The organism is Paraburkholderia caledonica NBRC 102488, from assembly GCF_000685095.1.
GTDB lineage: Bacteria > Pseudomonadota > Gammaproteobacteria > Burkholderiales > Burkholderiaceae > Paraburkholderia > Paraburkholderia caledonica.
This window is the reverse complement of sequence record NZ_BAYE01000008.1, coordinates 155,826-176,042: the sequence shown is the minus strand read 5'-3', so window position 1 is coordinate 176,042 and position 20,217 is coordinate 155,826. Positions and strand designations below refer to the sequence as shown.

The following is a 20,217-nucleotide window of genomic DNA, read 5'->3' as shown; positions in this document are numbered from 1 at the left end:
GCATGGCAGCAGTGCAACTGAGCGGCATCTTCAAACGCTATGGCGACACGCAGGTCGTGCACGGCATCGACCTTCATATCGACGACGGCGAATTCGTCGTGCTCGTGGGCCCGTCGGGCTGCGGCAAAAGCACGCTGATGCGGATGGTCGCGGGCCTCGAGGAGATCAGCGGCGGCGACCTGATGATCGGCGGCACGCGCGCGAATAATCTTGCGCCGCAACAGCGCAATATCTCGATGGTGTTCCAGAGCTACGCGCTGTATCCGCATTTGTCGGTGTATGAAAACATCGCTTTTGGCCCGCGAATCCGCAAGGAGTCGCCTGCCAATTTCAAGCCGCGAATAGAGGCTGCCGCGAAGATGCTCAATCTCGGCGGCTATCTCGACCGTCTGCCGCGTGCGTTGTCGGGCGGTCAGCGCCAGCGCGTCGCGATGGGCCGCGCGGTGGTGCGCGAGCCGTCGCTGTTTCTGTTCGACGAACCGTTGTCCAATCTCGACGCCAAGCTGCGCGTGCAAATGCGCACGGAGATCAAGGCATTGCATCAGCGCCTGAAAAACACGGTGATTTACGTGACGCACGATCAGATCGAGGCCATGACGATGGCCGATCGCATCGTCGTGATGAACGCCGGGCGGATCGAACAGATTGGGCGTCCGTTGGAGCTTTACGATCACCCCGCGAATCTGTTCGTCGCAAGCTTTCTCGGCTCGCCGTCGATGAATTTTGCCGAAGGCGTTCTCGTGAACCGCACGCAAGGTTCGGGACTCGCGTTGAAACTCGCGGACGGCGGCGAGATCGTGCTCGAAGGCGCGCCTGCTTCGGCGGCGGTCGGCGCAAAGGTCACGCTGGGCGTGCGGCCCGAACACATCGAGACAATCACGCAGACACCCGACGTGACAATGCAGGTCGAAGTCGTGGAGCCGACTGGCGCCGAAACGCATCTGTACGGGAAGATAGGCGGCGACACGTGGTGTGTGACGACACGTCAACGTTCGAAGGTCGAGCCTGGTGAGCGCGTCACGCTGCGCTTGCCGGCCGCTCATATTCACCTGTTCGATACGGAGAGTGGGCGCAGACTGGTCTGAGCCGCGTGTTGCCGATCGAAGCTGCGACCGACGCGGATTCATTTAACCCTTAAGGAACATCGGGTGTCCGCACCGAACTTGATTCCCCACATCCGCAGCGCACTCGCCAATTTGCGGCCAGCCGAACGCAAGGTCGCGGACATGGTGCTGAGCGACGTCGATTTCGCGATGCGTGCGAGCATCACTGAACTTGCGCAGCGAGCGGACGTATCGGAGCCCTCTGTCACGCGGTTTTGCCGCGCGATTGGCGCGCACGGCCTGCGCGACTTCAAGATGCAACTGGCGCAGAGTGTGGCGGGCGGGTTGCCGTATGCGTCGGCGGCGATCGCGCGCGACGACGACGTGCAGACCTTGATGGACAAAGTGGGCGAAGCCGCCGTCGATGGCATCACGCATGCGCGCGGCGCGCTGGATCCTGCGGTGGTCGAAAGCGCGATTGCTGCGCTATCGAGCGCACGACGCGTGTTCTTCTTCGGCGTCGGCTCGGGTTCGGGGCTGGTCGCGCAAGACGCGGCGTTGCGGTTCTTGCGTCTGGACATCGCAGCCACGGCTTTTACCGACGGTCACTTGCAGCGCCTGTATGCTGGCATGATGGAACCTGGCGACGTCGCCTTTGCCATTTCGCATTCCGGACGCAGCACGGAGGTGAACGAAAGCATCCAGATCGCGAAGGAGCGCGGCGCGACGACGATTGCGCTCACCAACGTCGGCTCGCGCCTCGCGTGGCTCGCGGATATACCGCTGCTGCTGCGCGTGCCGAGTCCGATCGATCCGAATACGCCCGGCGTCTCGCGACTCGTGCATCTTTGCATCATGGACGCGCTGGCAATCGGCGTTGCGCTCAAGGCCGGCCCGAAGACGCTGGAGAAGATGCGGCATGCGAAGGCGAGGCTGTCGTCGCATGAGCCGCAGACCGGGGACTAGGCGCTCACGTCGCTCCCATCCACCCAAATCTCCGCGACAACCTCAACGTCGCCGCACACAGCGTCTGCGCGGGTTCACCCGTCGCGTCGCTGTCGAAACTGCCGCTGGGTCCCATCAACGCGAGCACGAGGCAGATGCTGCCGGTGTGGTCGAACACAGGCGCGGCCAATGTGTCGATGCCGGGCACCGGTCGGCTCAGCGCACTGTCCATGCCGCCCGCGCGAATCTGCGCGAGACGCTCCCGGTACGCTTCCTTCAGCTTTGCTCCGTGCTTGTCCGCTAGCGCATCGACAGCGTTCGAGCCCGCCAGCCGCAAATGATCATGCGCGAGCAGACCAGCACGGACATCGTCAGCCACATAGGCGGCGAACACGCGGCCGATCGCCGTATTCACCAGCGACATCACCGTGCCCACCCGCAGGCTCACATGCAACGGCCGCGCGGATTCTTCCAGCCGCACGACTGTCGGTCCAAGCGGACCGAGCACCGCCATCGCGACGCTCATGGCCGTCGACGCCGCGAGTTCGACGACTTCGGGCTCCGCCTCGCGCGTGGGCGAAAGTCGCTGCAGGCCGATCAAACCGAGTTCCAGCGCAAGCGGCCCGGCGGCGAAACAACCGGACGCATCGCGGCTCAGCAAGCCGATTTTCAGCAGACTCACCAGATGCGGGAACGCTTTCGCCGGCGGCATCGCGGCTGCGGCGGCGAGATCGCGCAATGTCAACGGCCGCGCGGCGGCGACGAGCGCCGCCAGCAGCTCGCCGGTGCTGTCGAGCGACTGGATGCCGCGCTGCGGCTTCGCATCGGCGGAGCCGGGCGGCGGAGAAGAGGTATCGGTAGGCGCGGTCACGGTGCGGTCGATGCAAGTAGGGAAGATCCGGCGGCTAGCTCACCGCCGATGTCGCGAGCCGTTGCGAGCAACGCGCGTGCGATAGGACCATCGGCGGTTGCGTCGATTGCGCCGGTCGAGCCGATCACCGTCAACGCCAAGGCCAAACGACCGTCCGGATCGAACACTGGCGCGCTCAGGCTGCTGATGCCCGGACTCGGCGCGTCGACGCTGCACTCCAGCCCGCGCGCGCGAACCTTGTCCACCGCCGCCTGAAAAGCGGCGTCTTCGCCCGGTTTGGTGGACATGCCCGGCGCAGCGCCGGACTGATTCGCCCACATCGTGTCGAGCGTCTCGCGCGGCAGATAGGCGCAAAACACGCGTCCCGTCGACGTGGCCGGCAGCGACATCACCGTGCCCACATGCAGATTCACATGCAATGGAAACCCCGCATGTTCGTAGCGGACTATGGTCGGCCCCTGCGGCCCCGCAATACAGACCGCGACGCTAAATCCGATTGCTTCGGCCAGCGCGGCCACGCGCGGCACGGCGGCGCGAAATGCCGGTTGATTCTCCAGATGCAAGAGCCCCAGGCGCAACGACAACGGACCGGGTTCGTAGCGGCCGGTGAGTTCATCCCGCTTGATGAGGCCAAGGCGGCTCAAGCTGACCAGATACGCGTGCGCCTGCCCTGGCGCCAGTTCGGCGGCGGCGGAGAGGTCCGACAATGCCAACGGCGCGCGCGCCCGCGCCAGCGCGAGCAGCACCCGGCCGCTGACTTCGACGCTCTGAATGCCGCGCTGCGTCTTGCCGCTGTCCGTCGTCTGGCTGCCGCCCGAGCCTTCGCTCGCGGATGGTTTCGCTGCTTTGCCCACGCCCGTGTTCGTCCGAAAAAGCGTCCATGTTAACCGAAGCCCGCGCTGCAAACCCCACTGTTCACACCGTCATGTCAGACGTTTCGATATTTGCGTATAGCGATAGATTTCGCTATTGACAAATAAACTGACGCGGCCATAAGATGCATTCACCCCGATACACCGGCGCAGTCACAGAGTCAAAAACGGGGCGAGACAACCTCCAATACCGTCAGCCCGCGCCAAGGCGCGCCGCCGGCCGTCTCGCCTCACGTCCAACTTTTGAGGGAGACAAGCATGGCAAAGGCATTCGCATCTCAGGCCGATCTGGAAGTCAAAAAGGTCACGTGGACGCAGTTGTCCGAGAACGCCTACGCGTACACGGCTGAAGGCGATCCGAACTCCGGCGTGATCATCGGCGACGACGGCGTGCTGATCGTCGACACCACCGCCACGCCGGCCATGGCGCAAGACCTCATTGCGAAGATTCGCAGCGTGACCGACAAACCCATTAAATACGTCGTGCTCTCGCATTATCACGCGGTGCGCGTGCTCGGCGCGTCGGCGTATTTCGAAGAAGGCGCGCAGGAAGTGATTGCGAGTCGCGGCACGTACGAGATGATCGTCGAGCGTGGCGAAGCGGACATGAAGTCGGAGATCGAGCGCTTCCCGCGTCTCTTTGCCGGCGTCGAAACCGTGCCCGGCCTGACCTGGCCGACGCTCGTGTTCGAAAAGGAAATGACGCTGTTCCTCGGCAAGCTCGAAGTGCGCATCGCGCATCTTGGCGCGGGTCACACGAAGGGCGACACGGTCGTGTGGCTGCCGTCGCAGAAGGTGCTGTTTTCCGGCGATCTCGTCGAATACGACGCGGCATGCTATTGCGGCGACGCCCAGCTCGAACAATGGCCGGCCACACTCGAAGCACTGCGTGCGCTCAATGCGGAGAAGCTCGTGCCGGGCCGCGGCCCAGCGCTGACCACGCCGGAAGATGTCAACAAGGGCCTCGATTACACGAAGGATTTCGTCACCACGCTGTTGCAGCAAGGTCGCGAAGCCGTCGCACAGAAGCTCGATCTGAAGGCCGCGATGGCGCACACGCGTAAAGCGATGGACCCGAAGTTCGGGCACGTGTTCATCTACGAACATTGCTTGCCGTTCGACGTCTCGCGTGCTTTCGATGAAGCGAGCGGCATCACACATCCGCGCATCTGGACTGCGCAGCGCGACAAGGAAATGTGGGACGCACTGCAAGCCTGATCTGCATACGAATAGAAGCGCATAAAAGCAGGGAAGCACAGCAGAGCAAAGCAAAGCGGAGAAGGACGGAGACACAAGATGAGCATCGACTACCAGAGGCTGTCGTTCGAATACCGGCCGTGCCGTGAACAGGGCGCGCAAGGCATGCACAGCGGAGCGGAGCAGCCGGCCTACCCGGTAATCGTGGTTGGCGCGGGCCCGGTGGGCCTCGCCACGGCGATCGACCTCGCGCAGCAGGGCGTGCCGGTCATACTTGTAGACGACGACTGTTCGTTGTCCACGGGCTCGCGCGCGATCTGCTTCTCGAAGCGCTCGCTCGATATTTTCGATCGCCTCGGATGCGGTCAGCGGATGGTGGACAAGGGCATCAGCTGGAATGTCGGCAAAGTGTTCCTCAAAGACGAACTCGTCTATTCGTTCAATCTGCAGCCGGAAGCGGGCCACCATCGGCCCGCGTTCATCAACTTGCAGCAGTATTACGTCGAAGGCTTCCTGCTCGAACGCGCGCAGCAAATGCCGAACATCGAGATTCGCTGGAAAAGCAAAGTGGTCGGTGTGCAGCAAAGCGGAACGCCGGGAACGTGCGACGCAGCCGTGACGTTGACCGTCGACACGCCCAACGGTCAGTACGCTTTGCGCGGCCGCTATGTGGTCGCCGCCGATGGCTCGCGTAGTCCGATTCGCAATTTGATGGGACTCGACAGCAAAGGCGTCACGTTCAAGGACCGGTTCCTGATCGCCGACGTGAAAATGGAAGCGGACTTTCCGACCGAGCGCTGGTTCTGGTTCGATCCGCCGTTTCATCCGAATCAATCGGTGTTGCTGCATCGTCAGCCAGACAACGTGTGGCGAATCGATTTCCAGCTTGGATGGGACGCCGATCCGGTGCTGGAGAAAACGCCGGAGCGCGTCATTCCGCGTGTGCGCGCGTTGCTCGGACCCGATGCAATGTTTGAACTGGAATGGGTCAGCGTCTATACGTTTTCGTGTTTGCGCATGGAGCGCTTCCGGCACGGCAACGTGCTGTTCGCGGGCGATTCGGCACATGGCGTGTCGCCGTTTGGCGCACGCGGTGCCAATAGCGGCGTGCAGGACGCAGAGAACCTCGCATGGAAGCTGGCGATGGTGCTCGAAGGCAAGGCATCGGACGCGTTGCTCGACACGTATGCAAGCGAACGCGAATTTGCCGCCGACGAAAACATCCGCAACTCGACACGTTCCACCGATTTCATCACACCGAAGAGTCCCGTGAGCCGCGTGTTCCGCGACGCTGTGCTGAAGCTCGCGCGCCACCATCCGTTTGCGCGGCAACTGGCGAACAGTGGCCGCCTGTCCGTGCCCGCGGTGCTGAGCGGCTCGGCGCTAAATACGCCGGATAGCGACAGCTTCGAGGGGGCGATGGTGCCGGGTGCTGCCTGTGTGGATGCGCCAGTGCAGGCGGCGCGGGAACCGGCGTGGCTGCTCGCTCATCTTGGCCAGCAATTCACTGGCGTGCTGTTCTGTGGCGAACACGGCATCGACGCGCAAACCGAAGCCGCGTTGAATGGCCTTCGCACAGGCGCTATTCCTATGAAACTCGTTGTGGTCGCGCATGGCGAAGCGCCGGCGCCCGCGATAGCGGACGCGAAGATTGTGCGCGACGCGGAAGGCGTGGCGAGCGCGCGCTACGACGCACGACCCGGCACGTTCTATCTGATCCGGCCGGACCAGCATGTATGCGCACGCTGGCGGCGACTCGACGCGAGCGCGGTGGAGAATGCGTTGAAACGCGCGTTGTGCGTGGAAGGTACAGCCTGAAATCACCGCAAGCGTAGCGATAAATAGATTCTGGAGACACGACATGGCACTGAACACGCAACCGAATCTCGCGCGTCCGGACGATTTCTACGAGGCGTTGATCGACATGCATCGCGACTTCGACGACGCGCGTAGTCAGTCCGCCAATGCGCAACTCATTCTGTTGCTCGCCAACCATATCGGCGATCACGCGACGCTGCTCGAAGCGATCCGTCTCGCACGCGAAGGCGTGGCTGATCCAGCGACACAAGGCGGCGAGATCCATCCATTGGCAGCGTGATCCACGCTGCATGTAGCGTGAACGCGCGCCCGGCTCGCTGGGCCGCGCGCACTTCATCGCGACAGTAGGGCGGTTCCGCGCATTCGCACGCCGCCACCTCAGCAGACAACAACGCGGTGCATCAAGACACCGGACCCGCGGGTCCGTAGGACCCTTCACGCCTCATGTTTGGAGATAACCGATGAGTCAATCCCTTGCCCGCGCGCTCGAGCCGAGTTCAAGCACTGCCGCGCACGATGATCTGCTGTATCGCAAAGTATCGCTGCGTATCGTTCCGTTTCTGTTTCTCTGCTATGTCGTATCGTTCCTGGATCGAATCAACATTGGCTTCGCGCAATTGCAGATGAAGCACGACCTTGGTTTCAGCGACGCCATGTACGGTCTCGGCGCCGCCGTGTTCTATATCGGCTATGTGCTGTTCGAAGTGCCCAGCAATCTCCTGCTTTCGCGATTCGGCGCACGCCGCACGTTCACGCGGATCATGCTGCTGTGGGGCGTGGCGTCGGTCGGCATGATGATGGTGTCGACGCCCGCGCACTTCTATCTGCTGCGCTTCATGCTCGGCGTCTTCGAAGCGGGCTTTTTCCCGGGCATCGTACTGTATTTGACCTATTGGTATCCGGCGCGCCGGCGCGCGGCCGTGCTGTCGGTTTTCTTCGCGGGCGTTGCGGTTGCCGGCGTGCTCGGTGGCCTGGTGTCCGGCTGGATCATGCGCGATATGGGCGGCGTGTTGGGTCTATACGGCTGGCAGTGGATGTTCGTGATTGAAGGCGCACCGGCCGTCGTGCTGGGGCTCGTCGCCGCGTTTTATCTCGTCGACGGCCCGCAGCACGCAAAATGGCTTACGGCGGCCGAGAAAGCGCAACTGATCGCCGAACGCGACGAGGACCGCACGGCATCGTCGCATTCATCACACTCGTTCGTGCAGGCTTTGCGCAATCCGCGCGTCTACCTGTTCGCGTTCATCTATTTTTCGCTGACGTGCGCGTCGTTGACGCTCAGTTTCTGGATGCCGCTGATGATTCGCGACTTCGGCATTCGCGATGTTCTCGCAATCAGTCTTTACAGCGTCATTCCGAATGCAATCGGCGCGGTTGGTCTGGTGCTGATCGCACGTCATTCCGACCGGCGCGCAGAGCGTCGCCGGCATTTCGCGGTATGCACGATTGGCGGGGGCATCGCGCTGTCTCTGTTGACGCTGCATTTAAGCAGTTTTCCGGCGATGCTCGCGATTCTGTCGCTCGCTACGCTGCTGATCTTTTCCGCGCTGCCGATCTTCTGGACCGTGCCGTCGAGTTATCTATCAGGCGCCGCGGCGGCGGGTGGCATAGCGTTGATTAGCAGCATCGGTATCACGAGCGGCATTGTCAGCCCGTGGGCGATCGGGCAGATCAAGATGCATACCGGCAGCATGGATAGCGCGCTTTATATATTGACGGCATTGCTGTTTGCGAGCGGTGTCGCGCTATTAATCGGCGTGCCGAAGGAATCAAAGAGCGCGTGAGATCCCGCCGCTCGGAACGGGAGCCATCATGTAGAGTCGCGGTAATTCCACTGCGCCCAGTTCTGCCGATGTCTGACACCATCGAACCGCTTCTGCTTCAGCATCAAGGCCCGCCCGACGTTTCGTTGTGGCGGATCGATCTCCATTTCGACATGTCGCTCGATGCCGCGGCGTTCGCGTGCCTCAGTCACGACGAGCGCGAAAGAGCGCGCAACTTCCGCCAGCGTGACGACGCGCTGCGCTTCGCCTCAACGCGCGCGGCGTTGCGCGAGTTGCTCGCACAACGCATGGGTGTCGAAGCTCACGCTGTGCGCTTCGCACTGGACGCAAACCGGCGGCCACGGCTCGCGGATTCGACAGCGCCGGATTTCAACGTGTCCCATGCGGGGGGCTTCGCTTTGATCGCGATGTCGAATGTTCGGCGCGTCGGTGTCGATATCGAACAGCACAGCGACAGATTCGACTGGCGTTCCATCATGACGCTGACGCTCGACCCAAACGAAACGGCGTGGATCGAGCGCCTCGATCCTTCCGAACAGATGACCGCGTTCTACGACGCATGGACGGCGAAGGAAGCGCTCGTCAAAACAACGGGCGGCGGCATCACGCGAGGCTTGCAGCATCTCGCCGTACTGCCGCGCGAAGGCAATCGCGTGATGTTGCGCAATGCCATTGCGCACGACATGCGTGAGATCGCCGCGCAATGGATAGGGGCGCCGTATGGCTACGCGGGGTGCGTCGCGTGGTCGATGTCGATGTCGATGCGGCCGCTCGCGCAGTAACACGCGGACTGTCAGCACGTGCGTTGCCGCGCATCACAATGCAACTAACTGTCAGCCCCGCACCCCGCCTCCCGATATGATGGCGAAGCGCGGCAAAGCCGAGCACCAGAACCGCTTAGCAATGCTTCTGCATCCACATTAGCCCATGCCGACACATCCGTCCGACGTTGCTGCACTTCCCATAGCCGACCACGCGGCGCAGCGCCTTCCTATGTTGATGCTGGCTGCCGCGCTGTCGTTGGGGAGCGCAATTGCGCTCGGCCTCGCGCGCTTCGCCTACGCGCTGCTATTGCCGTCGATGAAACTCGACCTCGGCTGGACCTTCGCTGAAGCCGGGGCAATGAACACTGCAAATGCACTTGGCTATCTGCTCGGCGCGCTGGTGTTTCCGCGACTCGCGCGTCGCTGGCACGCAGACAAACTGTTCGTGGCCGGCTGCATAGTCACTGCGTTCCTCATGGCGGCCAGCGGCCTGCTTGCCGATACCGATTCGCTGCTCGTGCTGCGCGTGATCACTGGCGCGAGCAGCGCAGCGGTTTTCATTAGCGGTGGCGTGCTCGCCGCGCGGCTTGCGTCGGCGAGTCCGCGCGATGCGGGCCTCGTTCTCGGCTTGTATTACGGGGGCACGGGATGGGGTATTGTCGCTTCGTCCGTACTGGTGCCGTTGACCATTCTCAACCGTGCGCATGGCTGGCAGTTCGCCTGGTTTGCGTTGGCTGCCGCATGCGCGGCATTCAGCGTTGCCGCCATCGGCGCGGCGCGCAAGATCGAGGGCGTGCACGCGGTGGCGGCAACGGCACCGGCGCACTCGGGCAATACAGACGACGCCCCCCGCTGGCCGCGTTTCGCTCGTGCGCTCGGCGGCTATGCGCTGTTCGGCGTCGGCTATATCGGCTACATGACGTTCATTGTCGCGTTGTTGCGCAACGCCGGCATGAGCGCCACTGTCGTCACGGCTTTCTATCTTTTGCTCGGCATCGCGACGGTGCTTTCCGCGCGCCTGTGGTCAGGGCTGCTCGACCGCATGCGCGGCGGTCAGGCGCTCGCCGTGCTCAATGCGTTGCTTGCGGTCGCGACGCTGTTGCCTGCGATATTCACGCAACCGTGGATCGCGTTCATATCGGGCGCGCTGTTCGGCGCGACGTTCCTGTCTGCCGTCGCATCGACGACGGCGTTCGTGCGCCACAACCTGCCGACGAGCCACTGGGCAAAAGGCATCAGCGCCTTCACGATCGTTTTTGCATTTGGACAGATCGTTGGGCCGATGGTGATCGGCTGGGTGTCCGACGGAGCAGGTCTCGCTCGCGGCCTCATCTATTCCGCGCTGTTGCTGGCGGCCGGCGCTGTGCTCGCTGCATGTCAAAGACCGCTGCGTCGGAATTGAATGCGTGCATTAAATGCGAACGGCGTCGCCTTATACCTGCACGGACGGAATGCTCTTCATGCAGCGCAGCGCAAACATCGAGCGGCTATGACGAATGCCCGCGATCTTATATAGCTTCTCGCGCAAGAAGCGCTCATAGCCCGCGGTGCCATCGACCGCGACCTTGACCAGGTAATCGTAATCGCCCGACACAAGGTACGCTTCGAGAACTTCGGTGAGTGTCGCAAGCTCGGCGCCGAAGCGCGCGAGTGCATCGTCGTCGTGACGGTCGAGCGTCACTTCGAGCAGCACGATGTCCGCAAAGCCAAGCTTCTGCTGATCGAGCAGCGCGACATAGCCGCGAATATAGCCTTCGTTTTCCAGCTGACGTGTGCGATTCCAGCACGCCGTGGTCGACATGCCGACCAGTTCCGCCAGCTCCGCATTGCTTAAGCGCGCGTTCTTTTGTAATGCGCGCATGATCCTGCGATCCTGATTGTCCAGCGCGCGATTTTTGGGGCTCATGGCCGACCTGGAAGGTTGTTCGTCTAACCTGGATTCTATCGGAAGAACGTCCTGAGAGTTGCCGCGACGCGTGTTGGATTCGGAAGCCTATCCAGCACGGTGGCCGGTATATTTTCAGGGTGCATTCGTGCCCGGGACAACCATCAGGCTCGACGCAAGCGGGCCACTCGCGGCCACAAGCTGCTATGGGTGATCGCTGCCTTTACCGAAGGCGGCATGAGAAACTGCGACGCTACCGTATCGCAGCGAATGCTCGCTCTGGCACGAATGCATGTATCGCACATATCGCATGTACACATGTATCGCGACGAGCATTACGAGCCGCATCCTAGACCCGCATTAAAAACGCGCGGCCACACAGGGGCCGCGCCACGGGACAGGTCTCACGTGATCAATGGAAGATGAGGTACAGAATCACCAGCACGATTACCGGAACACCGAGAAGCCAGCCAAGTAGGTAAGGCATGATGTATCTCCTTTCGTATCAGGTTGGAACACGAAGGAGGTTGAGCATCTCGCGTGCCCGGGGTTATTTCCGATCGCTGTATGTGGACGTCGAGCGCGCGCGAAAGCCCCGTAAATCAAGGCAAATTCTCGCGCAACACAATGCTGAACTGCACCGGTTTCACGTCGCTCATTGCATCGCGCTTGTCGCGCACGTTGCGGAAAATGCGCAAACAGTTTCCCACCATTGCCTGCGGAGTCTGCGTGATCAATGCGTCCATTGTTCCGTCGATGAGCAACGCTCGCGTGTCCGGCGTCAGGCCATGTCCTACGAAAAGAATCTTCTGTTCCGAGCGCGCTTCGACGATTGCGCGCGCCACGCCATCCGATCCGCCGCCACTGTTGTAAATGCCGGCGAGGTCCGGATGCTGCTCCAGTAGCCTGCGCGTCTGCACATAATTGCGCTCGCTGTCGTCCTGTCCTTCGCGTAGTCCAATTACGCGCACTTGCGGGAACGTGGATTCGATCAAATGAAGAAAGCCGATCTCGCGTTCTTCGTGTCCGCGATAGTTGAGACTGCCCGCCAGCATCGCGATCTTCCCGCTGGGCCGCGGACCCATGAAACGCCCGAGCAACAATGCGGCTGTGCGTCCCGCTGAACGATTGTCGATGCCCACGTAAGCCAGCCGCCGCGCGTTCGACAGATCGGAAATCAGCGTGATCGCGGGCACGCCCTGGTCGGCCAGCGCGTTGACTGCATCGCGCACCACAGGATGCTCGAGCGCCATGAACACCACGCCATCCGCGCGTTGTCCGTAATGCAGCAGACGGTCGGCCAATTCTTTAGGATTGAAACTTTCGACGTAATGGACGCGGCACTTCATGTCGAGCGCATTCCATTGATCGTGTGCGAAGTCGATATAGTCGCCCAGCATGTGCAGATAGCGATTCGTGCCGGCGGGCAACAGAAACGCGATGCGCATGGGCTTGGAGGCGGGCGCGGCAGGCGCTTCTTGTGTGAGCAGATAGCCGAGTTGCGCAGCCGCCTGCAACACACGCTGCGCAGTGATGGCGCGCACGCCTTCACGGCTGTTGAGCACGCGGTCTACCGTGGCCGTGGAGACGCCCGCAGCGCGCGCGATGTCCGGAATGCGGGCGCGCGCAGCGGCGGCAGAGTGAGCCGGATCGGGCATAACCGTCCTTCGCAGGTTGGAAGTCCATCAAAAACCATCAAGTTCGCGGTTTGACAGCGATTGCCGCGCACGCCTAGTCTTGCAGTTATCACACGACGACTCAACGCACCTGATCGGAAGTCAGCACGTTGCCAGCAAGTGATGATGTGTTTTGATGTATTCGACAGTCACATCAATTATAAGCAAGGAGACACTCAAATGACTAACCTCGCGAGACGCGCATTGCTGCGTGCCGCAGCCGCCGCGCCCGTGGCCGGCGCGCTCGGATTTCCGGCAATCGTGCGTGCTGCATCCGGCCCGGAGTTCGTGTTCAAGTACGGCAATAACCTGCCGCTTACGCATCCACTGAACATTCGCGCGCAGGAGGCGGCCAATCAGATCCGCGAGGCGTCGAAGGGGCGCATGGAGATCCGCATATTCCCCAACAACCAGCTTGGCGGCGATACGGACATGCTCGCGCAGGTGCGTAGCGGCGGCATTGAAATGTTCACGCCCTCAGCGCTCGTCGTATCCACGCTCGCGCCGTCGGTCGCGATCAACGCCGTCGGCTTTGCGTTCAGCGACTACAACCAGGTATGGGCCGCAATGGACGGCAAGCTCGGCGCCTATGTGCGTGCGGCGATGCAGAAGGCCGGACTCGAGTCGTTTGAAAAGATGTGGGACAACGGCTTTCGTCAGACGACCACGAGCAACGGGCCGATCACGAGCGCGCAGAACATGCGCGGCCTGAAGATTCGTGTGCCGGTCAGCCCGCTCAGCATCGACATGTTCAAGGGGCTCGGCGCCGCACCGACCAGTTTGCAATTCAGCGAAGTGTATTCGTCGCTGCAGACTCATATTGTCGATGCGCAGGAAAATCCGTTGCCAATCGTGCAAGTCGCAAAACTCTACGAAGTGCAGAAGTACTGCTCACTGACCAATCACATGTGGGACGGCTACTGGTTTGTACTGAATCCGCGCGCATGGCAGCGTCTACCGAAAGACCTGCAAGGCATTGCAAGCGATGCTTTCAATCAGTGCGCGTTGAAGCAGCGCGAAGACGTACGCAAGCTCAACGACGCGGCTGTCGCCGATCTGCAAAGCAAGGGTCTTGCGATCAACCGGCCCGCGCCCGATTCGTTTCGCGCGGCGCTGCGTCAAGCGGGTTTCTACGCGCAATGGAAAGAAAAGTTCGGCAATCAGGCGTGGGACCTGCTCGAACAATCGGTCGGCAAACTGGCCTGATGCAACACCGCGCGGGCAAGCATCGGACTACGCGCGGCGCCCCGCCGCGAGGAGATAGCAGCATGTCGAATCACGCATTGAACGCAGCGCAGGCCTCTGTTTTGCCGACGGTGAGCACGCCGCGCCGGTGGCTGAAGGCGCTCGACCGCGGCCTGATTTCGGTCGTCGAAGTGTGCGCGGCGTTGCTGCTTGCTGTGGAAATCGTGGTGATGCTGGCGGGCGTGGTATCGCGCTACGCGTTGCATCAGCCTCTGGTGTGGTCGGATGAACTGGCCGGCATCCTGTTCCTTTGGCTCGCCATGCTGGGCGCTGTTCTCGCATTGCGGCGCGGCGAACACATGCGCATGACCGCGCTCGTCAGCCGGTTATCGCCGGAGCGTCGCGCCTTTGTCGATACGCTGGCCATTGCCGCCTCGGTCGCGTTGCTGGCGCTACTCGTAGCGCCCGCTTATAACTACGCGTCCGGCGAAGCGGCCATCGTCACACCTGCTTTGCAAATCAGCAATGCGTGGCGTGCATTTGCATTGCCGATCGGCGCCGCGCTGATGCTGGTCGTCGGCCTGATCCGGCTTGCGCAGACTAGCCGCATGCGCGACGTCGTTATCGCGCTGGTGATCGCGGCGCTTTTCGGCGCAGCGGCGGTGTGGGCGGGACCGTGGTTGGAGACGCTCGGCAAGGCGAATCTGATCATCTTCTTCGTGGGGGTGGTTGCTATCGGCATCTTCTCCGGCGTGCCAATCGGCTTTTCGTTCGCCCTGGCCACGTTCGGTTATCTCGGCCTTTCGACCTTCACTCCGCTGGAAGTCGTCGTGGGGCGCATGGACGAAGGCATGTCGCATCTCGTGCTGCTGGCGGTGCCGCTGTTCGTCTTTCTCGGTCTGCTGATCGAAATGACGGGCATGGCGCGCGCGATGATCCAGTTCCTCGCGAGTCTTGTCGGTCACGTGCGAGGCGGTCTGTCGTTTGTGCTGATCGGCGCGATGTATCTCGTGTCCGGCATCTCCGGATCGAAAGTGGCCGATATGGCAGCCATCGCGCCCGTGTTGTTTCCCGAGATGAAAAAGCGCGGCGCGTCCGAGGGCGACCTGGTCGCGTTGCTTGCCACCACCGGCGCGCAAAGCGAAACCATTCCGCCGAGCATCGTGCTGATTACGATTGGCTCCGTCACAGGTCTTTCCATTTCCGCGCTCTTTACTGCGGGCATGTTGCCGGGCGCCGTGCTTGCGCTCATTTTGTGCGTCGTCGTGTGGTGGCGCTATAGGAAGGAAGATCTGAGCGGCACACAACGTTTCAGCAAGCGGCAGATAGGGCGGCTGTTTATTGTGTCGCTGCCGGCGCTGGCGTTGCCATTCGTAATCCGGGCCGCGGTGGTCGAAGGTGTCGCGACTGCCACCGAAGTGTCGACTATCGGTATTGCGTACTCGATGCTGATCGGCCTCCTGATTTATAGGCGTTTCGAGTGGCGACGCCTTCCCCGCATGCTTGTCGACGCGGCCACTTTGTCGGGCGCGATTCTGTTCATTATCGGCTGCGCCACAGCAATGGCATGGGCGCTTACGCAGTCCGGCTTCTCGCAGGACCTTGCCCAATGGATGGGTGCAATGCCCGGCGGCGCATACGGTTTTCTCGCGGTGTCGATCGTCGTGTTCGTGATGCTCGGCAGCGTGCTCGAAGGCATTCCGGCGATTGTGTTGTTCGGGCCGTTGCTGTTTCCAATCGCGCGGCTTGCGGGCGTGCATGAAGTTCACTACGCGATCGTGGTGATTCTTTCGATGGGAGTGGGCCTCTTTTCGCCGCCGTTCGGCGTGGGCTATTACTCGGCGTGCGCGATCAGCAAGGTTAGTCCCGATGCGGGCATTCGTCCTATCGTCGGCTATATGGGGGCGTTGATCGTCGGGCTGATTGTCGTGGCCGCGATACCCTGGATTTCAACCGGCTTTCTCTAACTGCTGTCTTTCCGTTCGACCTTCGGGCGCTGCATTTCTGCCGCGCCGGGAGTTGCTCGTCTATCAATAATCGCTGCGTGGGGAGATTTTCATGAGTCGTTTCTTCGGCGAGATTCGCCAAGCGGGGTACGTGGTGCGCGATATCGAGGCCGCCATGGATTACTGGAGCCGCGTGCTCGGTGTGGGACCGTGGTTTTACAACGAACGAGTGCCGATTGAGAACTACACCTATCGCGGGCAATCATACGAAGTTCATAACTCGGTTGCGCTCGCCAACTCTGGGCCGCTTCAGGTCGAACTGATTCAGACGAGAAACGAAGCGCCCTCCATGTATCGCGACTTTCTCACCGCCGGCAATACAGGGCTTCAGCACAACGCTTATTGGACAACTTCGTTCGACGCCGACCTCGCGCGTTTGCAGCAGCAAGGCTTCAAGGTTGCAATGAGCGGCGAAGTCGGCCGCAATGGCCGCTTCGTGTACTTCGATACTGAAAATCATCCGGGAACGGTGATCGAGCTTTCGGAGATTGCGGGCCCAAAAGGCAAGCTCTTCGACATGATCTACGCGGCCTCACGCGATTGGGACGGCCGTGAGCCGGTGCGCCGCTTTCCCGATTTGAGCACGCTATGACCGGCACACAGGAGCCGCATGGCGGCGATCGCGATTCGCTCGAAGCTGATTATCTGATCGAGACGCCGCTCGATCTCGCGCGCGTCGCCGAGATCATGGCGGGCGAGCAATCGAGCGGCACCTTCGTGCGCGTGGCCAACGAAACCGACGCATTGCGCGCGCGAAGCCGCGCAAGCGTGCTGCGCATCGAGGAGCTGGAACCCGCGGCGCAGCCGAGCCTTCATAGCTCATGGCTCGCCCGGCAAGGCGCGCTCGGACCCTGGCGGCGCGCGCGGGTTACGCTGTCTTTTCCGCTTGCCAATATTGGCGCTAACTTGCCGACGCTCGCCGCAACCGTCGCGGGCAATTTATACGACCTCGGCGAAGTCACCGGCATGCGGTTATTGTCGCTGCGTTTGCCAGCGTCTTATCGCGCACGCTTTGAGAGTCCGCGTCATGGCGTGAAGGGTACGCGTGCGCTGACACAGGTAATCGGTGGGCCCATGATCGGCACCATCATCAAACCGAACGTGGGTCTGAGTGCGCAGGAAACCGCGGCACTGGTGCGCGAGTTGTGCGAGGCAGGCGTCGATTTTATAAAGGATGACGAAGTAAGTGCGAACCCAGCGCATGCGCCGCTTGCCGAACGCGTGCGCGCGGTCATGTCTGAAGTGCGTCGCTATCGCGAACGCAGCGGCCGCCCGGTAATGGTCGCCTTCAATATCACCGACGACCTCGACGCGATGCGTCGTCACGCTGAACTGGTGGAGCGAGAGGGCGGCGCGTGTGTGATGGCGAGCATCAACTGGTGCGGCTTTTCCGCTATTCAGACGCTGCGCCGCGCTACACCGTTGGTGTTGCACGCACATCGCAACGGCTACGGCATGATGTCGCGCGATCCCTCGCTCGGCATATCGTTTCAGGCTTATCAGACGCTGTGGCGGCTGGCTGGCGTCGATCATATGCATGTACATGGCCTCGCCGGGAAATTCGCGCAGAGCGATGCCGAGGTAATCGAGTCCGCACGCGACTGCGCGACGCCGCTCGCTCCGGGCTGCGATGACACGGTATTGCCGGCGTTCTCTTCAGGCCAGTGGGCAGGTACCGCACAAGCTACGTTCGATGCCGTGCAATCCACCGACTTGCTGTTCATGTCCGGCGGCGGCATCCTCGCGCATCCCGATGGTCCCGCGGCCGGTGTCAAGAGTGTCAGGCAGGCATGGGCCGCCGTGCAGGCGCGCACACCCGTGCCCGTCTACGCGGAGCGCATGCCGGAACTGCGGCGCGCGCTCGAGTTTTTTGGTGGCCGCGGGTGAACTCACACAACGACGACAAATGCAGCGGCGACATCGCCGGCGGTCCCCAATACGCGTTTTACGGCGACGATTTCACCGGCGCGACCGATACGCTCGCGCATCTGGCACGCGCCGGCTTGCGCACCATGCTGCTGTTAGCGCCACCGGACGCAGCGCGTCTGCGAAGGCTCGGCCCGCTCGATGCGATTGGCGTGGCGGGCGCCGCCCGTACGATGTCGCCGGATCAGCAGCGCGCCGAACTGACACGTGTCGGTCAGGCGTTTGCCAAGCTTGGCGTGCGGGTGATGCACTACAAGGTGTGCTCGACTTTCGATAGCGCGCCGCGAACGGGCAGCATCGGCGTGGCGATCCGAACGTTGCGCGAATATTGCGCGAACCCACTTGTCGCAGTGATTGGCGGACAACCCAGTCTGCGGCGCTATTGCGTGTTCGGTGAGTTGTATGCGGCGGCGGGCGCTGACGAAGGCGAATCGTCCATCTATCGGATCGATCGTCATCCGACCATGAGCCGGCATCCCGTTACGCCGATGAGCGAGGCGGACCTACGCGTGCATCTGCAGCGGCAGGGCGTGGATAACGTGCAGTCCATCGACTGGCGCTGCTATGCCGCAGGCGACGCCGCGCTGCAAACAGAGCTGGAACGCCGGCTCACTTTGCGGCCCGATGCGGTGCTGTTCGACGTGCTCGACGATTCGCATCTTCAAGCGATTGGGCGTTTGCTGACGCATCAGGCGAGAAGCGCCGCGCCGCTCCTTGCGGTGGGCGCGAGCAGCGTCGCGCAGGCGTATGTCTCCGCGCTCGGCCACTCGGCCGCGAGCGGAGCAACGCCGCAGCGCGAGCGGTTGGCTCCTGCGCGCGGTCCGGTCTTCGTGATGGCGGGCAGCCTGTCGCCGTTGACCGAGGTGCAGATCCGCGCCGCGCGCTCATATCGCCACATTGAACTGGACCCGCTGGAGATGACAGGCGATTCAGCACACGGCTATCTCATGGCGCAAGTGGCAGCAATCGTCGACGCGTTGCGCAACGGAAGCAACGTACTGGCTTTCACGTCGCGGCGCGAACCGGGCGCGATTGAATCGTCCGGCGCGTTGCCTCGGCTTGCGCACGCTTGCGCGGCATTGTTGAGGCAAGTGCTCGACGCGGAGAAATTACAGCGTGTCGGCATTGCGGGCGGTGACACATCGAGTATCGCGGTGCGGGCACTCGGCGCTTGGGGTTTGTCGTATCTTGCGCCGCTGTCGGCTGGGGTGAGCGTGTGCCGTGTTCACGCCGACAGTCCTCAATTGGATGGCATCGAGCTAATGCTCAAAGGCGGTCAAATGGGCGAGATCAATCTGTTCGAAAAACTGCTGGAAGGTCACAGCAACAACGAGCGTACTGACCTTTAACCATTGTCGGCGAATCCCGGATACAACGTCATGCCGCCGTCGACAAACAAGGTTGTGCCCACCACGTAGTCGCTTTCATCCGATGTGAGCCAGACGGCAGCCTTGCCGATGTCTTCCACTTCGCCGACGCGGCCATAAGGGATCAGTTGCAATAGTTTGTCGCGCGCCGCGCTCGTGTCCCACGCGTCCCGATTGATCTGCGTGCGGATCGCGCCGGGCGCAATCGAATTCACGCGAATGCGTTCCGGCGCGACTTCCTGCGCGAGTGACTTCATGAACATCTGAATGCCGCCCTTCGACGCGGCGTAGTTGACATGTCCGGCCCACGGAATCACCTCGTGGACGGAACTCATACAGACGATCTTGCCAACCGCTTTCGATACCGATGTCGGTCCGCGTCGGCGGAATTCTTTTACGGCTGCCTGAGCGGTGAGGAATTGCCCCGTCAGATTGGTGGCCAACACCGTTTGCCAATCCTCCAGCGTCATTTCGGCAAAAGCGCTGTCCTTCTGCAAACCGGAATTGGCGACGACGATATCCAACGTGCCGAAGCGAGCGCGGCACGCTTCGAACATCGCGTCGACTTCAGCGGGATTCGACACATCCGCTTTAACCGCGATTGCGGCGCCGCCGGATTGATTGATTTCATCGGCGAGCTTCTCGGCCGATTCAGCGTGCGAATGATAATTCAGCGCGACGGATGCGCCCGCATTGGCGAGCGCCTTTGCGACGCCATAGCCGATGCCCGAGCTTGCGCCCGTGACCAATGCGAATTGATTGGCGAGTAACTTTTCCATCGCAATTCCTCGGGGTTTGAACGTGCCTTTTGTCTAAGTGCGAATATAGCGAAGCCGCCGGATTTGCGCGCGGTTCACTGCATCGCGATCCGGCGGCCT

General features: G+C 61.9%; 18 protein-coding genes. 13 read left to right on the top strand and 5 right to left on the bottom strand.

What is annotated here, in order from left to right; translation table 11 throughout:
• The first annotated feature begins 2 nt into the window (after nucleotides 1-2).
• A complete protein-coding gene (locus BCA01S_RS18415; protein WP_027778170.1) occupies nucleotides 3-1,085 on the top strand; it encodes an ABC transporter ATP-binding protein in 1,083 nt (360 codons plus the stop codon).
• A 63-nt stretch (nucleotides 1,086-1,148) separates the two neighbouring features.
• Nucleotides 1,149-2,009: a MurR/RpiR family transcriptional regulator gene (locus BCA01S_RS18410; protein ID WP_020068805.1), complete on the top strand. Its 861-nt coding sequence runs from the start codon at nucleotides 1,149-1,151 to the stop codon at nucleotides 2,007-2,009.
• Between the two features lie 4 nt (nucleotides 2,010-2,013).
• Here the strand turns inward: BCA01S_RS18410 and BCA01S_RS18405 are convergent, their stop codons facing one another.
• Both BCA01S_RS18405 and BCA01S_RS18400 read right to left on the bottom strand, forming a co-directional pair.
• The gene (locus tag BCA01S_RS18405; protein ID WP_027778169.1) at nucleotides 2,014-2,859 is read right to left on the bottom strand and encodes an IclR family transcriptional regulator; all 846 of its coding nucleotides are present in this window, start codon (nucleotides 2,857-2,859) and stop codon (nucleotides 2,014-2,016) included.
• Nucleotides 2,856-3,713, bottom strand: coding sequence for an IclR family transcriptional regulator (locus BCA01S_RS18400; protein WP_027778168.1), 858 nt, complete (start codon nucleotides 3,711-3,713; stop codon nucleotides 2,856-2,858). Before BCA01S_RS18400 ends, BCA01S_RS18405 begins: the two co-directional genes overlap by 4 nt.
• Nucleotides 3,714-3,989: 276 nt before the next feature.
• Between BCA01S_RS18400 and BCA01S_RS18395 the strand changes: the two genes are divergently transcribed.
• From BCA01S_RS18395 to BCA01S_RS18370, 6 genes are all read left to right on the top strand, one after another.
• Complete coding sequence (locus tag BCA01S_RS18395; RefSeq protein WP_027778167.1) at nucleotides 3,990-4,949, top strand: MBL fold metallo-hydrolase; 960 nt, start codon at nucleotides 3,990-3,992, stop codon at nucleotides 4,947-4,949.
• Between the two features lie 78 nt (nucleotides 4,950-5,027).
• Nucleotides 5,028-6,746 (top strand): FAD-dependent oxidoreductase, encoded by a 1,719-nt coding sequence (locus BCA01S_RS18390; protein ID WP_027778166.1) that lies wholly within the window; start codon nucleotides 5,028-5,030, stop codon nucleotides 6,744-6,746.
• A gap of 43 nt (nucleotides 6,747-6,789) precedes the next feature.
• Nucleotides 6,790-7,026 (top strand): DUF2783 domain-containing protein, encoded by a 237-nt coding sequence (locus BCA01S_RS18385; RefSeq protein WP_027778165.1) that lies wholly within the window; start codon nucleotides 6,790-6,792, stop codon nucleotides 7,024-7,026.
• A 181-nt stretch (nucleotides 7,027-7,207) separates the two neighbouring features.
• Nucleotides 7,208-8,530, top strand: a complete 1,323-nt coding sequence (locus BCA01S_RS18380; RefSeq protein WP_027778164.1) for an MFS transporter — start codon at nucleotides 7,208-7,210, stop codon at nucleotides 8,528-8,530.
• A 68-nt stretch (nucleotides 8,531-8,598) separates the two neighbouring features.
• Nucleotides 8,599-9,312: a 4'-phosphopantetheinyl transferase family protein gene (locus tag BCA01S_RS18375; protein ID WP_027778163.1), complete on the top strand. Its 714-nt coding sequence runs from the start codon at nucleotides 8,599-8,601 to the stop codon at nucleotides 9,310-9,312.
• A 145-nt stretch (nucleotides 9,313-9,457) separates the two neighbouring features.
• Complete coding sequence (locus BCA01S_RS18370; protein WP_027778162.1) at nucleotides 9,458-10,696, top strand: YbfB/YjiJ family MFS transporter; 1,239 nt, start codon at nucleotides 9,458-9,460, stop codon at nucleotides 10,694-10,696.
• Between the two features lie 30 nt (nucleotides 10,697-10,726).
• Here the strand turns inward: BCA01S_RS18370 and BCA01S_RS18365 are convergent, their stop codons facing one another.
• Together BCA01S_RS18365 and BCA01S_RS18360 are read right to left on the bottom strand one after the other, a co-directional pair.
• Entirely contained in the window at nucleotides 10,727-11,200 is a 474-nt protein-coding gene (locus tag BCA01S_RS18365) for an Lrp/AsnC family transcriptional regulator (RefSeq protein WP_027778161.1), read from the bottom strand.
• Between the two features lie 581 nt (nucleotides 11,201-11,781).
• Nucleotides 11,782-12,837 (bottom strand): LacI family DNA-binding transcriptional regulator, encoded by a 1,056-nt coding sequence (locus tag BCA01S_RS18360; RefSeq protein WP_027778160.1) that lies wholly within the window; start codon nucleotides 12,835-12,837, stop codon nucleotides 11,782-11,784.
• A gap of 198 nt (nucleotides 12,838-13,035) precedes the next feature.
• Here BCA01S_RS18360 and BCA01S_RS18355 point away from each other — a divergent pair, with 198 nt between their 5' ends.
• From BCA01S_RS18355 to BCA01S_RS18335, 5 genes are all read left to right on the top strand, one after another.
• On the top strand, nucleotides 13,036-14,061 hold the full coding sequence (locus BCA01S_RS18355) for a TRAP transporter substrate-binding protein (protein ID WP_027778159.1): 1,026 nt from the start codon (nucleotides 13,036-13,038) through the stop codon (nucleotides 14,059-14,061).
• A 62-nt stretch (nucleotides 14,062-14,123) separates the two neighbouring features.
• Nucleotides 14,124-16,007, top strand: coding sequence for a TRAP transporter large permease (locus BCA01S_RS18350; protein WP_027778158.1), 1,884 nt, complete (start codon nucleotides 14,124-14,126; stop codon nucleotides 16,005-16,007).
• Between the two features lie 91 nt (nucleotides 16,008-16,098).
• Entirely contained in the window at nucleotides 16,099-16,638 is a 540-nt protein-coding gene (locus BCA01S_RS18345) for a VOC family protein (RefSeq protein ID WP_020068819.1), read from the top strand.
• Nucleotides 16,635-17,933 (top strand): ribulose-bisphosphate carboxylase large subunit family protein, encoded by a 1,299-nt coding sequence (locus tag BCA01S_RS18340; RefSeq protein ID WP_027778157.1) that lies wholly within the window; start codon nucleotides 16,635-16,637, stop codon nucleotides 17,931-17,933. Before BCA01S_RS18345 ends, BCA01S_RS18340 begins: the two co-directional genes overlap by 4 nt.
• Nucleotides 17,930-19,321: a four-carbon acid sugar kinase family protein gene (locus BCA01S_RS18335; RefSeq protein ID WP_027778156.1), complete on the top strand. Its 1,392-nt coding sequence runs from the start codon at nucleotides 17,930-17,932 to the stop codon at nucleotides 19,319-19,321. The genes BCA01S_RS18340 and BCA01S_RS18335 overlap by 4 nt, the downstream gene beginning before the upstream one ends.
• On the opposite strand, the gene BCA01S_RS18330 is transcribed toward BCA01S_RS18335, so the two are convergent.
• Nucleotides 19,318-20,118 (bottom strand): SDR family oxidoreductase, encoded by an 801-nt coding sequence (locus BCA01S_RS18330; protein WP_027778155.1) that lies wholly within the window; start codon nucleotides 20,116-20,118, stop codon nucleotides 19,318-19,320. The genes BCA01S_RS18335 and BCA01S_RS18330 overlap by 4 nt on opposite strands.
• Between the last annotated feature and the right edge of the window lie 99 nt (nucleotides 20,119-20,217).